The sequence below is a fragment of the Vibrio rumoiensis 1S-45 genome (assembly GCF_000286955.2).
In the GTDB taxonomy this organism is placed as follows: Bacteria; Pseudomonadota; Gammaproteobacteria; order Enterobacterales; family Vibrionaceae; genus Vibrio; species Vibrio rumoiensis_A.
Map to the genome: position 1 here is coordinate 12,274 of NZ_AJYK02000029.1, position 16,041 is coordinate 28,314.

A 16,041-nucleotide genomic window follows, 5' to 3' on the forward strand; every position below is an offset into this window, starting at 1 on the left:
GGCAATAAGTAGCGGTGATACTGATAAAACAGTGTTATTGCTACAAAAACGATACTACCTAAAAGCTATCGCTGAATTAGGTTTAAGACACAAAAAAGCAACTGTTTTGTCAGTTGCTTTTTTTGTGCGTCAGTAATTTTGAAACTTCTAACGATTCAATGAGCGGCTTTGAAGCTCAAAAATCAGTTTTTCTGCGCTGCATTCAAATTTGATTCTAGCGGTGAGTTGATTCGCATCTTCAGCGAGATCATCAACTTGATGTTCATAATTTGGATTAACACGCTCTGCCAATTTTAGATACGGTTCAAGTTGAGTAAGTAATACGTCTTTGCCTTGGGCCAAAATAGTGACTTCAGCGACATCGTCACCTTCTTTGATGATAAATCCCATTTCTGCGCTGCAACCACAAGCTTCACATACTTCATTTTCAACAACGTCTACTTCTGTTGTCATTTCTAATTCCTCTGCTTAAATCGTTGTGACTTTACTCACTATTCTAGGTCAAAATGCGTGAAATATATTGAGCAAGGACAAGATTTAATCGGTTAAATAGGCATAACAACCGGAATATCGTAATTAGGGTGTGGTGTGATCATGGTTTTTTGTTGGTAAACATTTTCTATTATGTCTGAAGTTAGGGTTTCCCACGGCGATCCATCTGCCACGATCTTACCTTTATTCAACAATAAAATGCGGTCTGAATACTGAGATGCAAGGTTGAGGTCATGTAACACGACAACAATCGCGGCGCCAGAGCGCGCCATTTCTCTTGCGAGCATGAGTGTATTGTGCTGATGAGATAAATCTAACGCAGAGGTTGGTTCATCCAACATAAATATTTTATGATCTTTGGCTTGGCTTAATTGAGTTAAAACTCGAGCAAGATGAACGCGTTGTTTTTCACCTCCGGATAAGGAAGGATACATGCGGTCTTTAATATGTTGGATACCTACATCAGACATACATTGCTCAGAAATACTTTTCAATCCCACATTGGAAATGGTTAAAGGTAATCCGCCAAGTTCAACCACTTCTTTCACCAGAAAGGGAAATGAAAGGGTACTGTGTTGTGGCAAAATACCTAAATGTTTTGCTAAGACATTTTTGTTCCATTCAGTTCTTGGTTTTCCAAAGTATTGAATTACAGGCGGTTGATTAGAATTAATATCCGCTTCTTGTTCTCCGCATAGGATTTTCAATAAACTGCTTTTACCTGCACCATTTGGACCGAGTAAAGCGGTAACTTGACCAGTTTTAAGCTCAATATTGATGTTATCAAGAATGACTTTTTGACCATATTTAAGATTAAGGTGCGAAGCAGTAATAGCGTTGATATTGTCATAACGTAGATTATCCGGAGAAGACACGACCGAATTTTCATTTGAATAAGTAGTTGGAACCATTATGCGAACTTTCCTTTTTGTTGAAATAATAAATAAAGGAAAAATGGTGCGCCAACAATGGCTGTCACTATTCCAACGGGCAATTCGGCGGGTGCAACAGCGATGCGGGCAAACATATCTGCAACAGTGAGGAGAAGCGCGCCTAAGAGAATAGATACAGGTAATAACACTCGGTGATCCGGTCCAACTAACATTCTGCCCAAATGAGGAATAACAAGCCCGACAAACCCAATCATTCCGCTGAGACTAACCGTTACACCCACACCCACAGCGGTAAGTAAAATTAATTTACGCTTTAAAGATTGTACCGGAACCCCCATGTGTTTGGCTTCCGATTCACCTAATAATAAGGCGTTTAGTGGCATAGCTTGCTTCATAAATAGATAAGTGAGTAAGACTAAAGAAATGGCAGATAAAGCAATGCCAGACCACGTAGCCCCAGCAAGTGAACCCATAGACCAGAGCGTTAAGTCTCTTAACATTTGGTCATCCGCAATAAAGTTTAAATAGCCGATAGCCGCGCCAGAAAGGGCACTGATAGCTACTCCTGCGAGAAGCATAATAGTGACAGAAGTTCCCATGGCACTGGTACCTAGCTTATACACTACGATGGTTGTTAAAGCGCCACCAATAAAAGCAAAAATGGGAACGGCTGCAAGATTCATAAAGGTAGGGTAATTGGCACTCACGCCAGAAAATAAAACAATAGCCAGTGCTGCCCCTAAAGCTGCCCCTGATGACACGCCAATGATCCCCGGTTCGGCCAACGGGTTTCTAAATAAACCTTGCATCACCGCACCACATAAACCTAACGTACCGCCAACAAACATACATAACAGTGTTCTGGGTAGCCTGACTTGATGAATAATTAAAGATACATATTCAGGCAAGGGTGTCGATGTCGGAAACAAGCCTTGTAAACTGTGTATGAACGTAATTTTCATTGGTCCAACAGTAATTGACAGCACTGCTGTCGTGGCGAGTAACAATGTAAAAAACAATAACAAAGGTGCGAGTGAAAATTGGCGTAACATTTGCTGTACCTGTTTTAGTCCATTAAGGGTATATCAATGTTTGGATACGTTGGGCTTCAGAAAGACTTTTAAGCCCTAAACCACCGACTAAAGCATGCCCATCTATGGTGATGATGGATTGAGACTTTCCAGCAGGGGTGGACGCTAACATTGGCATTTTTTTAATCACGCCTGCTGCTCCACCCATTTCTTTAAAGCTGCGGCCACTGACTAGAATGACATCGGGTTGCATTTGAAGCATGGATTCAACAGAGATTGGCTTATATGAATTTAATTGTTCAGCGGCAGGGTTGATGCCTCCTGCTAGATTAATAATGGCATCAGGGGTTGTGCCACTACCTGCAACATTTGCTGGACGACCGGAGTGAATGAGTAAAAATAGAATTTTTTTCTTTTCCGTGCGCGAATGTTTTTGAAGGCTCTCAACTTGGCTATTTACTAACGATTTAAGTTTCTGAGCTTGTGATTCACTGTTCGTCAGTTGAGCAATTTCATCGATTCGTTGTTTTAAACCGTCAACAGAAGGTTCAGAGTTAACTACGGTGACTTTTATATTGCTTTGTTTTAGAAGATCTAATGTTGTGTCTGGCCCCATTTCATCTGATCCGATGATCATCGTCGGTTTTAAAGCAATGAGTCCTTCAGCCGATAACTGACGGTGATAGCCAATAACCGGGAGTGGCGAGTCACTTGGTTGAATGCTGGTGACGTCTATAGCAATGAGGTTTTTACTGGCACCTAATGCTTCGATTGTTTCCGTTACTGCTGCTCCGGCACTAATGATTCTTTCTTGTGCATTAACAAGAGAAGGGGTCATTAACCCAATGCTGATGCTGGCAATAAACGAGACGGTTCGTGCTCGCATTAGAGTTGGAGATATCGAATACGTCATTGAAGTTTATCCTCCATTAGGATTTGGGTCGCAGAGATTTTTTGTTCTTGTAAAAATGTGAATAATTTGACCATGTGCTGAATTTCTGCACTTTTATCCGCAGCAATTACAATATCTTTTTTAGGTTTATCTTCTTGGGCAGGCTTTGCTACCTGTGATAACAAAGCTTCTTTGAAGCTATTCCAATCTGGATAAGATTTTCCATCAATCGCCCAATGAGGCGCTTGTTTTAAGATATTTAAAGTAATGGATTGGGTATCAATGGCTTCAGATTGACTAGTTTCATTGGAAGGAAGTTCAACCTCTAAGGAAGCGAGCTTTACCGAAGCGGTTAATAATAAAAACACCATTACAATGAAAATAATATCCAATAAAGGGGTTAGATCTGGAGTTATCGAATGGGGTTGTATATGTTGATTCGATCGTATCATTCGAAAACCTGTTGATTTAATGTCGTGTTATTCTTTGTCGATTGGTTTGAGTGCTTGTTAGAGGGGCTATCATGAACACCAGATAACCACAGATTAGTGCGGTTTAAACTGTGTTCTAATTTTGCTAATAAACGCTCAGACCATAGAGTAAATAATTGCGCTCCCACAATGGCAGGTAAGGCTATAATTAAACCTGCGGCTGTTGTTTTCATTGCTAAACCTAGGCCGTCGGCTAAGTCGTTAGGGGTGATATTACCAGAGCTCATTGCCACACCTTTGAACATTTCAATTAAGCCTAATACCGTACCTAATAAACCTAATAACGGGCTAATCACACCAATTAGGCTTAAGACTTTCAAACCACTTTGTAATTGATGACGCTTCTCTTGTAACCAGATGCCTAAGAGATCTTCTCTTAAGTTTTTTTCAATATGAGATTGACGAAGCAATAAGCTCGTTGCTTGAAAAACTAAAGCTTTTTGCTCTGAAATAGCATCAATGACCATCTGTATATCGGTGGGATTGGATGAATTTGCATTGGCAAGTAAGGAGCTAATCTCTTTACGACCTGAGTGTAAATTGGCAATTACATGAATAAGGCGCTCAGTAATAATAATGAGTGTTAGCAATGAGCAGATCATTAAAGGCCAAGCCATTAAGCCAAAGTGTTGCTGTGTTTGGTTGATAAATTCCATGATTAATCCAATTTAAAACGAATAGGGACTTGCACGCGATGGGCAATAGACGTGCCATTGATTTTTTGGGGTGAGAACTTCCATTTCTTAATGGCATCTAATGCCGCTTTATCGAGCATTGCCGCACCAGATGATGAGATAAGGCTTTGTTTAACTTGGCGTCCATTTTCATCGAGCCAAATTTCATATGTCGCAGTACCTTCAATTCCTTTGCGTTGTGCTAAACGTGGGTAACGTGGCTTCTTAGGAGGAGAAAGAAAATCAGGCTTTTCGATCATCAAAGGTTCTTGGGAAGCCCCTTGTTTTGCTGCTATTGATTGAGACTTTTGTACATGAGGCGTAATTTCAGCATTTTTAGATTTAGGCTGTGGTTTCGTTATATTTTGCTTTTGTTGCGTGGTTGACGCTGTTTTTACGGTTTTGCTTGGCTGATTAACACTAGGAGTGACTGCTTTTTTAGGTGTAGCCTTTTGAATGGCGGCTTTTTTAATAGCAGGTTTTGATACCGGTTTTGCGTTAGCAGTGCGAGTCGTTTTTTGAACGGTTTCTTTGGTGGCTTTTGGTACAGGAGTAATTGCCGATTCTTGAACCGTTGTTTTTTTTGGATGAGAGAGTACAGGCTCGCTTCTTACCATAGAAACAAGATTAACTGAGACAGAAGTGCTATTCGTGCCAACGGGCATAGCGAATGCTTTTTGTTCATTAAATTGAACCATAGCAGCCGCATGAGCACTGATAGAAACGACCGCAGCAAATGTATACCGTTTCAAATTCACAAGAATATCCTTTTCTGTACCATATTTAGCATCATTGCAAACGATTATTGATCAGGATGCAAATAATATCAATTATCAATTGCATTATCATTTGGGTGTATTATTATTTTGAAAATATTATTATGGCAAGATATTTTTAAGCCTAAAGAATAGGTAAATAGGAAGACTATCGAATGGAAAAAATTGATTTAAAACAAATGGTAATCAATGCAGTAACACAAGACCCAAGCATATTACCGGCTGCTTTAGCTGAAAAGTTACAAGTAAGTGAAGGAGAAGTGGTTTCCCTATTACCTGAAGAAATGGCAGTAGTGGTAAATGGTGAACATATACAAGGTATTCTAGAGCAACTACCTGAGTGGGGGCCAGTAACTTCAATCATTCATTCTTTTGGTTCTATTTTTGAAGTAAAAGCGCCGTTTCCCAAGGGGAAGGTTGCGCATGGATATTACAACTTAATGGGAAGAGATGGTGAGTTACACGGTCACTTAAAATTGGATTTGATGGACAAACTAGCATTAGTTTCTAAACCGTTCAGAGGTAAGGAAAGTTATTACTTTGGTTTCTTTGATGCTCAAGGAAACAGTATTTTTAAAATTTACCTAGGTCGAGATAACAAACGTGTATTGTTGAGCGATCAAGTCGAAAAATTCAAAGCATTACAGTTAGCGTTTACTCAATAAGGATTAAGATGATGGACAGCACAGTGAAACAAGAACGCCTTCAAAATCGTTTAGGGCCAGAAATTCAAGAGTTTAGAGCCGAGAGAAAAACAATCCAACTGGCCACAATAGATCAAGATGGTACGCCTAATGTGAGTTATGCACCTTTTGTGTGTAATCAAGATGGATACTTTGTATTGATCTCTGAAATAGCTCGCCATGCTAGAAACTTAACTACAAACCCTCAAGTATCATTAATGTTGATCGAAGATGAAGCGCAAGCCAATCAGCTTTTTGCTCGAAAAAGATTAACGTTTGATGCGGTGGCGAGTATTGTGAGCCGTGATAATGATACGTGGAATAGCGTCATTTCAGACATGGAGCAACGATTTGGTGAAATAATCAAAGGGTTGAGTCAGTTAGAAGATTTTAAATTATTCTGCCTAAAACCAGAAAAAGGTCTTTTCGTTAAAGGTTTTGGTCAAGCTTTCCAAGTTTCTGGTGATGACTTGGTTGATGTGGTTCATTTAGATCAAGGTCATAAAAAAATCGTGAATGACTAATATATGCAAATAACGTCAAGAAGAGCTCTCTGAGTTCTGCATCTGGTGAGATTGACTGTTATTGTTTATTTAGTTTTCATAAGTAAAAAGGGGTAAGTCAGTTGACTTACCCCTTTTTACTTATACAAGCGAAGGTCGTTTACATTTCCCTTTAAGGGATATTATTCATTCAGCATACTAATGGATAAATAAAGATCCATGTTAAATGGTTATATCTGTGAGAAGCCTCTTATTTGTAATGGTGGTTTATGTAATTTAGCTTAGATGTTGCAAATTTTTACGCCAAAATCTAACGATTAAAGATCATTTCGTACGCTTACACTGTAATTATATGGCACTCGATTCTAAATTGGTGGTGCATTTTAGCAAAACTCACTGGCATTGAGGTGCTTTCACGCTGTATTTAGGCAAACGTTTAATCTCTGAGGTTAAATCATTTATACGTGTACCGTGAGAGGGGTGAGTCGATAATAATTCTGGTGGTTGGTTTCCACCCGAGGTCTTTGCCATATTTTTCCATAGCTGAATACTTTGGTTTGGATCAAACCCTGCTTTAGCCATGAGGTCGATACCCATAATGTCGGCTTCAGTTTCTTGGGTTCGTCCATAAGGTAATGTAATGCCATATTGAACGCCTAAACCTAACGCACCCATTGCGAGATCTCTATATTCACCGTAGCCTGTCGTGGATAAAGCAACGTCGGATATTTGTAACCCGGTATTCGTGATTTGGCTTCGAGACATGCGTTCATTGCCATGATTAGCTAAAACGTGTGCTACTTCATGGCCTAACACCGTTGCTAGTTGGTCTTGGTTCGTCGCCACGTTAAGTAAGCCGGTGTAAACACCAATTTTTCCACCAGGAAGTGCAAAAGCATTCACTTGCGGCGAATCAAAAACGACCACTTCCCATGAATCAAAGCTTGCTTGCTTTGGCACTTGTTGAGTAATGGCATCGGCCACACATGTTACATAGGTATTGATTTTGACATTAGTGCTGACTTTTTCCGTTTGTTTTAACTGTTCAAAAGATTGAGCACCCAATTGCGACATTTCACTATCTGAAAATAATATCACTTGGCTGCGACCAGTCGGTGATGATGAGCAAGCTGTTAAGGCGGAAATCATTAAGCTGCCAATGGCTACATGTTTGAATGAAAATGAAGAAAAAAACATACTAATCCCTTAATACGGTAATGAGCGAGCGTTGTTTGAATAACGGTACAGTTTAGTAATTAGACAATAGCGCAAAATGGTAAAGTACCTTATTCGTAGCCGGATATTTGTAGCTAATAGTTAGTAAGGTATAGGTGTAATATTAGGTGTATTGCTTTGATACATAAACCATTACCCAAGTCTCATCCAGAGATCAGACCTCTTGAAGTGTATTGATGATGAGAATATCTTATATACCTAGTCATTTCACCCATCAATTTTATTCATCAATATAGGCAAATTATGATCTGGAAAAAAGACGTCAGCTTAGAATTATTGAATTCAACATCAAAAAATACCTTAGTTGAGCATTTAAACATTCAGTATGTAGAGCTCACCGATAATAGCCTTTCTGCAACAATGCCAGTTTCTAGCATAACTCATCAACCCATGGGGCTATTACATGGCGGTGCATCGGTTGTTTTAGCTGAAACGCTGGGATCACTTGCTGCCAATATGTGTGTTGGTGATGATGCGTATTGTGTGGGGTTAGACATAAATGCGAACCATATTAAAGCGAAGCGTAACGGTTTGGTAACCGGTAAAACATGGCCAATACATATCGGTGTGTCGACTCAAGTATGGCAAATCGAAATTGTTGATGAAGAGCAAAGGTTGCTGTGTACCAGTCGAATTACAATGGCAGTGAAACATAGAAAATGATCATTGAGTTTTCGCATGGAAAAATAATTGCTAACCAGCATGAAGTCGTTATTCGTTTAGTGGCGGTTCCACATTCAAGTTTGCAAGCTCAAGTTGATTGTTTAACTCTGATTGGGCGTGGGGCTAATGTCATCACTGCGCATGATATGGGCTGCCAATGGTCGATAAAACTGGACGATGATGAGCAGCTTAATCAGCTCGCTGAGTTTCTCTGCTTACCGGTTAATAACGGATAACGGCGATTAAAAGAGGTAAATAATTACAGCTATCCATTTATTTCAGGCAAAGATTTATCGATTTTTACGTGCTAAAGTAGGAAATAATATCCGATTGTCACAAAGTAGAGTTTCCTCTTTATGAGTAGCCCACGTTTACGAACCCAATTTGAACGTTTATTTGAGCATTTTCAAGGTGAAGATGCTGCGATCCAATTAGATGAATTAACGGATATTCTGTGCTGTACTCGACGTAATACTCGTATTGTATTGAGCAAGCTAACAGAAGAAGGGTGGATTGAGTGGATTCCTGCCGCTGGCCGAGGTAAACAGTCTCAGCTTATATTTAAGCGTAACAAATACGATGTGAGCGACAATTTAGCAAAGCGCTACTTAGAAGAAGGCAAAATTGAACATGCCTTAGCGGTTTTGGACAATGATCCAGCCCGCTTAACACAAGTATTTCAAGGCTATTTAGGTGTTAGTCATTTAGAAGGCCAGCAAGTTATGCGTTTGCCTTATTATCGACAGCTTGCCACTTTAAACCCCTTGAAGCCAACTCGTCGATCCGAACAACACATCATCCGACAAATTTTCAGTGGTTTAACCCAATTGGATGAACGAGGTGAGGTAGAAGCTGATCTTGCTCACCATTGGGAAATGATACAACCGAATCATTGGCGTTTTTACCTTCGATCGGGTGTGCGTTTTCATAATGGTGATCGCTTGGTGATGGATGATGTCGTTAAGAGTATTCAACGTTTATCCACGTTAACACTTTTTGAGCATATTGATTATGCTTCATCGCCAACGAGTAATATTGTTGATATTCACCTCCATACTGATGATTATTATTTACCTCTGTTGCTGACAGAAACTCAAGCTAAAATTCTACAAAGCCAAATTGAACAAAATGATGAATTTGACTTAGTTCCTAATGGTACCGGACCTTATAAGGTTGTAAGGAATGATGAGACTCGTCTAGTACTTGAAGGGTTTGAGCACTTTTTTGGTTATAGACCATTAATTGAACGAGTTGAAGTTTGGGTCATCGATCAAGCGCATTCTTCCATGGTTTATCCAAGTTTAACGCATCCTAATATGCCTCAAGAAGGTCAGTTTACCGATGTTGAACTTGATCCCGGTTGTACCTATTTACTACTAAACCGCCGGGAAGGCATCGCGAAGGATAATCTGTGGGCTGAATATTTATCTCACAAGTTGAATCCATTTAGCTTACTCAGACACATCCCGGATCAAAAAGTGATTGAATTAGGGCTATTGCATGCACATGGTTTAAAACCTGGTTGGCATCACAGTGGTATGCTTAACCCGTGCCCTACGCCACCAATAAATATGGATGATAAAATTGAAATAACAGTGGCTTATCATGCCAAGCATCCACTATTTCCTTACGTTGTCCAATCCATGAAAGCCTTGTTAAAAGAAGATGGAATTCAGTTAAAGGCGCTAAAATATGATCTAACGGTCGATGATCCTGATAATGTTGATATTTGGCTTAAACCCATGGGATTAGCAAATAACCGTAAAGATGCACTGATAGGGTGGTTATTAGGCTACAGTGATATTAGTACGATGAGTACAAATGATAATTTTACGGAATGGAAAAATTTGGTTTCTCATTGGCGTCAAACCGCAAATACAGAGTTTCCAGCGAAAGAATTGGCCAAACAGTTAGTAGAAACGAAGCAGCTTATTCCTATGTTTCACTGTTGGCTTGGTGTGAGCCATGAGCAATGTGGTTCTCTACAAAATGCTACTTGTAATGCATTAGGCTGGTTTGATTTTAGCCAAGTATGGGTGAAGCCAGAATAACGCGGTGAAGTTTCTAGGTATACAAAGGAGAGCGATAATGGAAAGTCAAGAAGGGTATGCCATTGTTTTATCTACCACCAATGATGAAGAATCTCGACAAGCGATCATTGAAGCCTTACTCAATGAAAAACTAGCCGCTTGCATTCAAGTCATGCCTATTAGCAGTTATTACCAGTGGCATGGTGAAGTGAATTGCGATGAAGAATCTTTAATGATCATCAAAATATTGCATCGCCATTATATTGAAGTAGAGCGTGTCATTCTAGCGCATCATAACTATCAAGTGCCGCAAGTTGTCATGTTGCCAATCGAAACAGGTTTTCACGAATACTTACAGTGGATTCAAAAAAGCAGTAAGTAATCAGTCTCCCACAGTGCTGAAGATTGTGGGTACAGCATTTCTTCATTCTCTTTAAACAAACAGTAGTTGGACATTATGCAAACAGTTTCAATCTTAGTTGACGTACAAAATATCTATTACACCACTCGCGACAAATACCAGCGTCACTTTGATTACAATGCATTCTGGGCTGACGTGATGAAAGATCGCACTTTAGTACAAGCGAATGCTTATGCAATTGCGCGTAGTGATGATAAACAAAAGCAATTCCATAACATTCTGCGAGGGATTGGCTTTGAAGTGAAGTTAAAACCATTTATTCAACGTCAAGATGGATCGGCAAAAGGTGATTGGGATGTAGGTATTGCATTAGATGCGATTGAACTTGCTGAAATTTCAGATGTGATAGTGGTTGCATCCGGTGATGGTGATTTTGATTTGTTAGCAAAACGAATTCAGCAACGTTACGGAAAAAGAGTAGAAGTTTATGGGGTTCCTGGATTGACGGCCAATTCTTTAATTGAAGCCGCCGATCACTATCACCCGATTGAAGCATCATTGCTGTTATAATCTTGTCGCTATCACTTTCAATGAGTTTAAAATATATGATGGATTATTCTTGGGCTGCTGATTCGTCGGTTTTTGGTGCTTCTAACGCTTGTTGAGCTTGTTCTTCTTCCATTCGAGCTCGCTCAGCCTTTGAGATGTATTTAGGCTTATTTGAACTGTGTAATTTCGCGTTTTGCTGCTTAAGGCGCTTTTTTAAAATAGAGTTGATTTTCTTTTTACGGTTCATAGCTAAGCTCTCATAAAATGGTGCCGTATCATAACAGATTATCCAAAGTACGAATATACCCAAGTAACCTCAAGTTAGGACTCTGAGCTTGGTATCTTGAAGTCACTTTGGTATAAGCATTGCCATCATTTGAACAGTAAGCAAAGTTTATCATTACCTTTCATTTTTGAGTCGACTTCTATATTCTTAGCCCAAATTTTTATTGAGATACCGATACGATGACTTGTGAAATATATAAAGACTTTATTTTTGAAGCGGCGCATCATTTACCAAATGTACCAGAAGGCCACAAATGTGGACGGTTACACGGCCATTCCTTTTTTGTGCGTTTGTATATCCTTGGTGAAGTCGATGCCACGACAGGTTGGGTTATTGATTTCGGTGACGTAAAAAAAATCTTTGCACCAATTTATGACCGCCTTGATCATTACTATCTTAATGACATTCCTGGTCTTGAAAATCCTACAAGTGAAGTACTAGCGAAATGGATATGGAATGAAGTCAAACCATTATTACCAGAGCTTAGTAAAGTTGAAATTAAAGAAACGTGTACCGCGGGTTGTATCTACGTTGGTCAATAAGTTGTAGGTGACACTTTGTATAAAGTTAATGAGGTTTTTCAAACGATTCAAGGCGAAGGATACTTTACCGGTGTGCCTTCTGTTTTTGTTCGCTTACAAGTTTGCCCAGTTGGCTGCGCTTGGTGTGACACGAAACAAACGTGGACGGCTGAAATTCAGGATGAAACCACCTTGGGTGATATTATGCTAAAGCAAGGTGATAGCCCAACATGGAGCCACGCGACGGCGGAAAGCATCATCCAGCAATATGTGGCACAAGGCTATACAGCAAAGCATATTGTTATTACTGGTGGAGAGCCTTGTATTTATGATTTGATTCCACTGACTCAGGCTTTTGAGGCAATAGGGTGTCGATGTCAAATTGAAACCAGCGGCACCTCTGAAATATTGTGCAGCTCAAATACATGGGTGACAGTGTCACCAAAGGTGGCCATGAAAGGGCAACTTGATGTTCTCGATTCCGCGCTTCAACGTGCTAACGAGATAAAGCATCCGGTTGGGACACAAAAAGATATTGATCATTTAGACGCACTACTGAAAAAAGCCAACTGTGAGGCTAAAGAACATATTGCTTTACAGCCGATCAGTCAAAAACCAAGAGCGACAGAACTCTGCATGGATACATGTATTGAGCGCAATTGGAGGCTTTCTATTCAAACTCACAAATATCTAAATATCGCTTAATCATAAAATGAAATGACAAAGAGGCCCTGAAATCAATCGACTTCAGGGCCTCTTTTTATATCGAGTATAAATGGGTTCAGTTAGGTATTAATCGCCAGCCACAATACGTTGTTTGCCTTTTAAACTTGCCGCAAACATGTAGAGGGCAGTTGCCAGTAAAATAACGAACAAGTATCCCATTAAGCCTTCTGGGTTGCGCATGAAGTTATGTGCCATTAAAGGACCAAAGACTGACCCAATGCTGTAGCTCAGCAACATGACTTGTGTTACCGATACAATGTACGATTCTTCCAATTGGTTACACCCTAAAGTAATCGCAATTGGGTAGAGTGAAAATGTTGCCATTCCCAGTAACACTAAGCAGATCGCAAGAACCGAGTAACTGCCATTGATGGTTGTAAGGCCAATAGAAAACACACCTAATAAGCAAAATAATCCCATTAATAAGCTTTTGCTCATACGATTGCTCGCCCATGAAACCAATGGTTGAACAGCCATACCGCCAAGCACTAATAAAGCCATTAGCGTACCAATGTGTTCAGTACTGACGTGACGCGCTTTTAACTCCAAAGGCATTAAACCATATACCGAGCCTAATAATAGGCCTGAGACGGCACAACCAATGATGGCAGCTTTGTCTAACTTTAGAATCTTGCGTAGGCTCAAACTTAAATGCTGCTGTGATTCCGGTTGTTGGGTACGGCAAAATAGCAAAATCGTTGTTGCAATCACAAGCAGTACTAAAATACTTAAAAATGGAGTCGTACCTTCGTTTCCAAACACACCAATGCCAAGTTGACCTAAGGTAGAGCCACCATAGAGTGACCCCATGTAAAGACCTAAACGCTTAGTGCGGCTTTTTTCATCGCCGATCAATAACCAAGATTCAACCACTACAAAAATGCCTGCAACCGACATGCCAGCGATAAAGCGTGCAAATAGCCACATATCCTGTGTTGGAATGACCGGCATGATCGCTATTGTTAATGAGAATACAATTAAAAATAAAATGAATGAGTATTTATGGCCAATCTTAGCAACGATAGGCTCAATAAACATGGCACCTAATAGCAATCCTGCATAAAAGGCACTCGCCAACCAACTAGCAGCATCCGTACTTAAACCATATTGATCAAGCATCAAAGGAATCAAACTCATCAGATAACCTGACGCGATCGCATACAAAGAAAGTGCAATCACAGGAACGGTGAGGGATTGTTTTGATGAAGGTAAAGATACGTCGTTCACCGCCATACTCCGCTTTGGTTTAAAAAATTAATGAAATAGGTAAGAGTTTTCGCGGCGAATATGAGGCTAATGTCACATTAAGTAAAATGAGATTTTTTTGAGTTAACGATAAAAGAAATTAATTGAAGAGTGGAATGTGGGTTTTTAATAGTTTACAGCCCGATTTATAGAACTTCGGGCTTATTTAGGTAGGGTTTTATTACTATGCTTTATTTCTTCAATGCTTGTGTTAACCATTGAGTAAACTGACCTTTTGGCAATGCGCCATTAATCATATCAACTTGTTTTCCATCTTTGAATACCATAATGGTTGGAATGCTTCTTATTTGATATAAATCTGCAATGTTTTGCTCACTTTCAGTGTCTATTTTTATAAACCGAGCTTGATTTGCCATGTCACTCGCCGTGTCTTCAAAAACAGGTGCAAATCCAACACAAGGATTGCACCAAGGTGCCCAGAAATCGACAACGACGGGTACTGTACTTTTTAAAAGAGCGTTGAAGTTATTCGACGTTCCAGTAATGGGCTTGCCATCAAAAAGAGGAGATTTACAACGACCACAATTAGCATGATCGGCTACGCGTTCTAGAGGAACTTTATTATTACCTTGGCAATGAGGGCACGGGGTTGTGAAAGTGGTCATACAAATCCTTGTGGTAAATAAATGAGGCTACTATTGATGATTGTTATTTATAACCTTGTAAATAGTGAGAAAACCAACGTATCAGTTATTGAGCAAGTATCGTATAATGTTTCGAAGTTTAAAATAAACAAAAATAAAACAATAAAATTGTAAGGTGTTTTTATGGCCAACGTATTTGCAGAAATTACTGGTTGGGGCAAGTGTCTTCCACCAGCTGTTTTGACCAATGATGATTTAAGTACTTTTTTAGAAACATCAGATGAGTGGATTCGCTCTCGCACTGGCATTGAAAGCCGTAGAATCTCTCATGTTGATACCTCTGATCTAGCGACTGTTGCAGCAAAGAATGCTATGCAAGCGGCAGGTGTTACGGCGGAAGACATAGATTGTATTATTGTCGCTACGTGCTCACCGGATACGCTCATTCCAAATATCGCATCTAAAGTACAAAGTAATCTTGGCATTAAAATGGCAGCAGCTTTTGACTTGAATGCAGCTTGTACTGGTTTCTTATACGGATTAGAAACTGCAACGCGATTAATTCAAGCGGGAAATTATCGAAATGCGCTAGTGATTGGTGCTGAACACCTTTCTTATTACATCAATTGGACACAACGTGATACTGCAGTGTTATTTGGTGATGGTGCTGGTGCGGTGATTTTAAGTCGCCGTGAACAAGATCAACCAGTTGGATTACAAGAAGCTGCGTTAGGCTGTGATGCGGAAGGTCGTGATATTTTAGCTATTCCTGAGTTTGGAACCAGTATGGATCGTTTTTCGGATGAGAATGGTCATTGGGATTTCAACTTTGTAGGAAAAGATATTTTCAAACGAGCGGTAAGAGGTATGAGCGCAGCAACACAATCTGTGCTTGATCGCTCCGGTTTAGAAAAAGATGAAATTGATTGCGTTATTCCTCATCAAGCCAATATCCGTATTATTCAAACCTTGTGTGATTTTGCTGGTATTCCACAAGAAAAAGCATTTGTAAATATTAACAAATATGGCAACACCTCTGCTGCAACGGTACCGATTGCGCTATGTGAAGCGGTAGAGCAGGGTTTTGTTCAGCCTAATATGAATATTTTGGTTGCGGCATTTGGTGCTGGTTTAACTTGGGGCGCGGGTATGATCAAATGGGGTGACCGCATTACTCCTATTGAGACCCAAACTGCGCAGCTAGAACCGTGCGATAAGACAGCACTGCAATTGCTAGAAGAGGCAATTGAACATTGTAAGTCTTATCAAAAATAAACACACTTTTGATAACAATACCCTATGATTTTTCATGGGGTATTTTTTTATCTACGTTTTATTACAAACTTACCTTATTAAAATAAAACACCATTAGTTTAGCTATTGC

21 protein-coding genes are annotated in these 16,041 nt (G+C 39.8%); 10 read left to right on the forward strand and 11 right to left on the reverse strand.

Annotated features, from left to right (window positions below):
- Positions 1 to 147: 147 nt before the first annotated feature.
- The 7 genes from A1QC_RS04315 to A1QC_RS04345 all read right to left on the reverse strand — a co-directional run bounded on the left by A1QC_RS04315 (position 148) and on the right by A1QC_RS04345 (position 5,231).
- On the reverse strand, positions 148 to 453 hold the full coding sequence (locus A1QC_RS04315) for a DUF406 family protein (protein ID WP_017023653.1): 306 nt from the start codon (positions 451 to 453) through the stop codon (positions 148 to 150).
- A gap of 92 nt (positions 454 to 545) precedes the next feature.
- Positions 546 to 1,403, reverse strand: a complete 858-nt coding sequence (locus A1QC_RS04320) for a heme ABC transporter ATP-binding protein (RefSeq protein ID WP_017023654.1) — start codon at positions 1,401 to 1,403, stop codon at positions 546 to 548.
- Positions 1,403 to 2,437, reverse strand: coding sequence for a FecCD family ABC transporter permease (locus A1QC_RS04325; RefSeq protein ID WP_017023655.1), 1,035 nt, complete (start codon positions 2,435 to 2,437; stop codon positions 1,403 to 1,405). Before A1QC_RS04325 ends, A1QC_RS04320 begins: the two co-directional genes overlap by 1 nt.
- A 22-nt stretch (positions 2,438 to 2,459) precedes the next feature.
- Positions 2,460 to 3,329: an ABC transporter substrate-binding protein gene (locus A1QC_RS04330; protein WP_017023656.1), complete on the reverse strand. Its 870-nt coding sequence runs from the start codon at positions 3,327 to 3,329 to the stop codon at positions 2,460 to 2,462.
- Positions 3,326 to 3,760, reverse strand: coding sequence for an ExbD/TolR family protein (locus A1QC_RS04335; protein WP_017023657.1), 435 nt, complete (start codon positions 3,758 to 3,760; stop codon positions 3,326 to 3,328). Before A1QC_RS04335 ends, A1QC_RS04330 begins: the two co-directional genes overlap by 4 nt.
- Positions 3,757 to 4,455, reverse strand: coding sequence for a MotA/TolQ/ExbB proton channel family protein (locus A1QC_RS04340; RefSeq protein WP_017023658.1), 699 nt, complete (start codon positions 4,453 to 4,455; stop codon positions 3,757 to 3,759). Before A1QC_RS04340 ends, A1QC_RS04335 begins: the two co-directional genes overlap by 4 nt.
- A 2-nt stretch (positions 4,456 to 4,457) precedes the next feature.
- Positions 4,458 to 5,231: an energy transducer TonB gene (locus tag A1QC_RS04345; RefSeq protein ID WP_017023659.1), complete on the reverse strand. Its 774-nt coding sequence runs from the start codon at positions 5,229 to 5,231 to the stop codon at positions 4,458 to 4,460.
- A 173-nt stretch (positions 5,232 to 5,404) separates the two neighbouring features.
- Here A1QC_RS04345 and hutX point away from each other — a divergent pair, with 173 nt between their 5' ends.
- Together hutX and hutZ are read left to right on the forward strand one after the other, a co-directional pair.
- Positions 5,405 to 5,914: a heme utilization cystosolic carrier protein HutX gene (hutX, locus tag A1QC_RS04350; protein ID WP_017023660.1), complete on the forward strand. Its 510-nt coding sequence runs from the start codon at positions 5,405 to 5,407 to the stop codon at positions 5,912 to 5,914.
- 11 nt (positions 5,915 to 5,925) lie between these two features.
- Positions 5,926 to 6,456 carry a heme utilization protein HutZ gene (gene hutZ, locus A1QC_RS04355; RefSeq protein ID WP_017023661.1) on the forward strand — a complete coding sequence of 177 codons (531 nt, stop codon included), beginning with the start codon at positions 5,926 to 5,928 and terminating at the stop codon, positions 6,454 to 6,456.
- A 372-nt stretch (positions 6,457 to 6,828) separates the two neighbouring features.
- Here the strand turns inward: hutZ and A1QC_RS04360 are convergent, their stop codons facing one another.
- Positions 6,829 to 7,632, reverse strand: a complete 804-nt coding sequence (locus tag A1QC_RS04360; RefSeq protein ID WP_017023662.1) for a M48 family metallopeptidase — start codon at positions 7,630 to 7,632, stop codon at positions 6,829 to 6,831.
- 279 nt (positions 7,633 to 7,911) lie between these two features.
- On the opposite strand from A1QC_RS04360, the gene A1QC_RS04365 reads away from it, so the two are divergent.
- The 5 genes from A1QC_RS04365 to A1QC_RS04385 all read left to right on the forward strand — a co-directional run bounded on the left by A1QC_RS04365 (position 7,912) and on the right by A1QC_RS04385 (position 11,295).
- Positions 7,912 to 8,334, forward strand: a complete 423-nt coding sequence (locus tag A1QC_RS04365) for a hotdog fold thioesterase (RefSeq protein WP_039836068.1) — start codon at positions 7,912 to 7,914, stop codon at positions 8,332 to 8,334.
- A complete protein-coding gene (locus A1QC_RS04370) occupies positions 8,331 to 8,570 on the forward strand; it encodes a DUF3389 family protein (RefSeq protein WP_017023664.1) in 240 nt (79 codons plus the stop codon). Before A1QC_RS04365 ends, A1QC_RS04370 begins: the two co-directional genes overlap by 4 nt.
- A gap of 120 nt (positions 8,571 to 8,690) precedes the next feature.
- A complete protein-coding gene (locus A1QC_RS04375; protein ID WP_017023665.1) occupies positions 8,691 to 10,385 on the forward strand; it encodes an SgrR family transcriptional regulator in 1,695 nt (564 codons plus the stop codon).
- 37 nt (positions 10,386 to 10,422) lie between these two features.
- Positions 10,423 to 10,746, forward strand: coding sequence for a divalent-cation tolerance protein CutA (gene cutA, locus A1QC_RS04380; protein WP_017023666.1), 324 nt, complete (start codon positions 10,423 to 10,425; stop codon positions 10,744 to 10,746).
- A 75-nt stretch (positions 10,747 to 10,821) separates the two neighbouring features.
- Positions 10,822 to 11,295: an NYN domain-containing protein gene (locus A1QC_RS04385; RefSeq protein WP_017023667.1), complete on the forward strand. Its 474-nt coding sequence runs from the start codon at positions 10,822 to 10,824 to the stop codon at positions 11,293 to 11,295.
- 43 nt (positions 11,296 to 11,338) lie between these two features.
- Here the strand turns inward: A1QC_RS04385 and A1QC_RS04390 are convergent, their stop codons facing one another.
- Positions 11,339 to 11,521, reverse strand: coding sequence for a DUF2986 domain-containing protein (locus A1QC_RS04390; RefSeq protein ID WP_017023668.1), 183 nt, complete (start codon positions 11,519 to 11,521; stop codon positions 11,339 to 11,341).
- Positions 11,522 to 11,739: 218 nt separating this feature from the next.
- Here A1QC_RS04390 and queD point away from each other — a divergent pair, with 218 nt between their 5' ends.
- Positions 11,740 to 12,102, forward strand: a complete 363-nt coding sequence (gene queD, locus A1QC_RS04395; protein ID WP_017023669.1) for a 6-carboxytetrahydropterin synthase QueD — start codon at positions 11,740 to 11,742, stop codon at positions 12,100 to 12,102.
- Between the two features lie 15 nt (positions 12,103 to 12,117).
- A complete protein-coding gene (gene queE, locus A1QC_RS04400) occupies positions 12,118 to 12,786 on the forward strand; it encodes a 7-carboxy-7-deazaguanine synthase QueE (RefSeq protein ID WP_017023670.1) in 669 nt (222 codons plus the stop codon).
- A gap of 87 nt (positions 12,787 to 12,873) precedes the next feature.
- Here the strand turns inward: queE and A1QC_RS04405 are convergent, their stop codons facing one another.
- Positions 12,874 to 14,034, reverse strand: a complete 1,161-nt coding sequence (locus tag A1QC_RS04405; RefSeq protein WP_026025642.1) for an MFS transporter — start codon at positions 14,032 to 14,034, stop codon at positions 12,874 to 12,876.
- A 209-nt stretch (positions 14,035 to 14,243) separates the two neighbouring features.
- Positions 14,244 to 14,678, reverse strand: a complete 435-nt coding sequence (gene trxC, locus A1QC_RS04410) for a thioredoxin TrxC (protein ID WP_017023673.1) — start codon at positions 14,676 to 14,678, stop codon at positions 14,244 to 14,246.
- A 162-nt stretch (positions 14,679 to 14,840) separates the two neighbouring features.
- On the opposite strand from trxC, the gene A1QC_RS04415 reads away from it, so the two are divergent.
- Entirely contained in the window at positions 14,841 to 15,932 is a 1,092-nt protein-coding gene (locus A1QC_RS04415) for a ketoacyl-ACP synthase III (RefSeq protein ID WP_017023674.1), read from the forward strand.
- Positions 15,933 to 16,041: the final 109 nt, after the last annotated feature.